The sequence below is a fragment of the Bacillus sp. JJ722 genome (assembly GCF_036963345.1).
Classification (GTDB): domain Bacteria; phylum Bacillota; class Bacilli; order Bacillales; family DSM-1321; genus Bacillus_AD.
In genome coordinates, this window is record NZ_JBALMO010000142.1 from 32,364 (window position 1) to 35,280 (window position 2,917).

Here is a 2,917-nt window from a genome sequence, read left to right on the forward strand (position 1 = left end):
AGAAAAGCGGAAGCGCCCGCTTAGCTCCGAATGGACTGGAGTTAGACAAAATACTCGAAACAATGTACATCCTTATGTATTAAATAGAAAGGAATAGAATTATGTCACTTTTACAAATAAATGGTTTGTTTGGTGGTTACACCAAAAATATGGTCTTGAAAGATGTAAGTTTTGAAGTTAAACAAGGTGAATTAGTCGGCCTGATTGGCTTAAATGGAGCAGGTAAGAGTACGACAATTAAGCATATTATCGGCACGATGGAACCAAAGAAAGGTAATATTACAATCAATGGACTTTCATTAAATAAGGAACTTGAGGAATATCGTAAGCAATTCTCATATGTTCCTGAAACACCTGTACTTTATGATGAGCTTACGTTAGCAGAACATTTACAATTGACTGCAATGGCTTATGGTTTACCGGAAGCAGAATTTCATGCTAGGAAAGATAAGCTGTTGAAAGAATTTAAAATGGAAAAGCGTCTAAAGTGGTTCCCAGCCCATTTTTCAAAAGGGATGAAACAGAAAGTTATGATTATGTGTGCCTTTCTAGTCCAACCATCACTATATATTGTGGATGAACCATTTGTTGGATTAGATCCTCTAGGCATTCAATCACTTCTAAATATAATGGATACTGTTAAAAAAAGCGGAGCGGGAATATTAATGTCGACACATATTTTAGCTACGGCAGAGAAGTATTGTGATTCGTTTGTTATTCTACATAATGGACAAATACGTGCAAAAGGAACATTGTCTGACTTAAGAAGAGAATTTGGAATGCCAAATGCGTCATTGGATGACCTATATATTGAATTGACAAAGGAAGAAGAAGACAATGAATAGTAATGAGCTTTGGAGTAGTCGTTTTTCTCTCTTTGTACAAGAATTACAAAAGTATTTACGATACATTTTTAACGGTCATTTATTATTTGTGCTTATCATTGGTTTAGGTGGGTTAGCTTATTATTATAGCGAATGGGTGAAGACGTTGGATCAGTCTTTTCCTGCAGCTATTATTTTGGCAGTGATTATTGCTATCCAGCTAACCAATAGTCCGATCAATACATTGTTAAAAGAGCCAGATATGTTTTTCTTATTACCAATAGAAAAGCAGTTAAAGAAGTATTTTGACAAAAGTATTCGTTTAAGCTTTGTTGTACAAAGTTATATATTATTACTGTTCTTAGCAGCAGCGATGCCTCTGTATGCAGCTGTTGAAAAAGGCAAATTTACCGATTTTTTTTGGATTCTTGTTTTACTTATGGTTGTGAAATACATGAATTTACGCATCAAATGGAGCATATTAAAGTACCAAGAAAAGTCAACTCATTTATGGGACAGTATTGTCCGTTATAGTATTAACTTTGTCCTTTTGTATGTAACCCTTTCTACAGCAGGGTATGTATATATTCTTTTAGTGCTTCTTTTAATGGGGGCAATCATGTTGTATTTTGACAGAGCAACACAACATAAATTATTGCAATGGGAAACATTAATTAGTCTAGAAAGTAAAAGAATGTTAGCTTTTTATCGTTTCGCTAATCTGTTCACCGATGTACCGAAGCTAAAAGAAAAAATTTCACGAAGAAAGTGGTTAGACCCTTTATTGTCGACTATTTCGCACAAACATGAAAACACGTATATGTATTTATATATGCGTACTTTCATAAGAAGTAGTGATTATTTAGGACTGTTTGTAAGATTAACAATCATTGGAGTACTAGTATTGTGCTCATTAACTTCATTGATACCGCAACTTCTTGGAGCAGGATTGTTTGTATATATTACAGGCTTTCAATTAATTGTGTTACGAAAACAACATGAAAACCTAATATGGCATGATCTATATCCAATTAGAGATGAAGTGAAGAATAAAGAAATACAAAGCTTATTAGTTAGATTACTTGTATTACAATCGATGATTTTTGCAGTAGTTGGTGTAATTACGAATGGTGTTGCTTCACTTGGAGCTATTATAGCGGTATGTTTTGTCATAATTTTATTATTGCGCTCATACTACACTAAAGTTGTTCATGCAGCACAAGATAAGTGGGATTAAACGGAACCAGACATTTGTCTGGTTTTTTTACTTGACTCTTATTAAATAGTCGGAATTTCTTTTGGACAAAGTAGAATAGTAAGATGTTTTGTTCATATAAGTGTATTAATGAGTTCATTTTGTAAGGAGGAAGCATTATGGATAATCAGCGTCAAAAGGTGGCTGGTCCAATGACATATGTTATTACAACTCTACTTCTTTTTGCTTTTATATCTTTTCTAGTCATTATGTATACCATTAATAGCGGAGTTGAATTTTCATGGGAAAGACCTGTACAAGCGTATTTTCAACAATGGAATAAAGGGAGTGCCCATTATTTCTTTAAGTATGAGACCGAATTAGGTTCACGTCTAATTATTGGAGCGATCACGATCGCCCTCATGATTTGGTTATGGTTGAAAAATAGGGATTATATCGGAATAGGGATTGTAGCTATTGCAGTTGCAAGCACAGATCGTTTAAACGTTTTTATAAAGGATTTAGTTGCTCGTGATCGACCATCGATAAATCCATCCATTGATGCGGTTGGTTACAGCTTTCCAAGTGGACATGCAATGTTAACGATTGTGACTTTTTTTCTTGTTGCCTATTTTGTTGCACAATCTATGCAATCGATAGGAATGAAAGTGCTTGTATGGTCGGTTGCTTTTGTTCTTATTATAACGACTGGTATAAGCCGGATTGTATTAAGTGCTCATTACCCTTCTGATGTTATTGCAGGTTATTGTCTTGGGTTAGTATGCTTTATAATTGCGGTCAAATTGTATAGAGTACTGAAAGCATTTTTAAATAAAAAAAATAACCCAGCTTAACGTTTAAGGTGGATAAAATGATTGAGAGGGGCTGTTCGAAAAGT

At 34.2% G+C, this 2,917-nt stretch carries 3 protein-coding genes; all 3 read left to right on the top strand.

Annotated elements, in window-relative coordinates; genetic code table 11:
* The first annotated feature begins 101 nt into the window (after window positions 1–101).
* The 3 genes from V7014_RS17205 to V7014_RS17215 all read left to right on the top strand — a co-directional run bounded on the left by V7014_RS17205 (window position 102) and on the right by V7014_RS17215 (window position 2,873).
* Entirely contained in the window at window positions 102–845 is a 744-nt protein-coding gene (locus V7014_RS17205; protein ID WP_335508662.1) for an ABC transporter ATP-binding protein, read from the top strand.
* Complete coding sequence (locus tag V7014_RS17210) at window positions 838–2,061, top strand: ABC transporter permease (RefSeq protein WP_335508663.1); 1,224 nt, start codon at window positions 838–840, stop codon at window positions 2,059–2,061. The genes V7014_RS17205 and V7014_RS17210 overlap by 8 nt, the downstream gene beginning before the upstream one ends.
* Before the next feature lie 137 nt (window positions 2,062–2,198).
* Window positions 2,199–2,873, top strand: a complete 675-nt coding sequence (locus tag V7014_RS17215) for a phosphatase PAP2 family protein (protein WP_335508664.1) — start codon at window positions 2,199–2,201, stop codon at window positions 2,871–2,873.
* Window positions 2,874–2,917 lie beyond the last annotated feature (44 nt).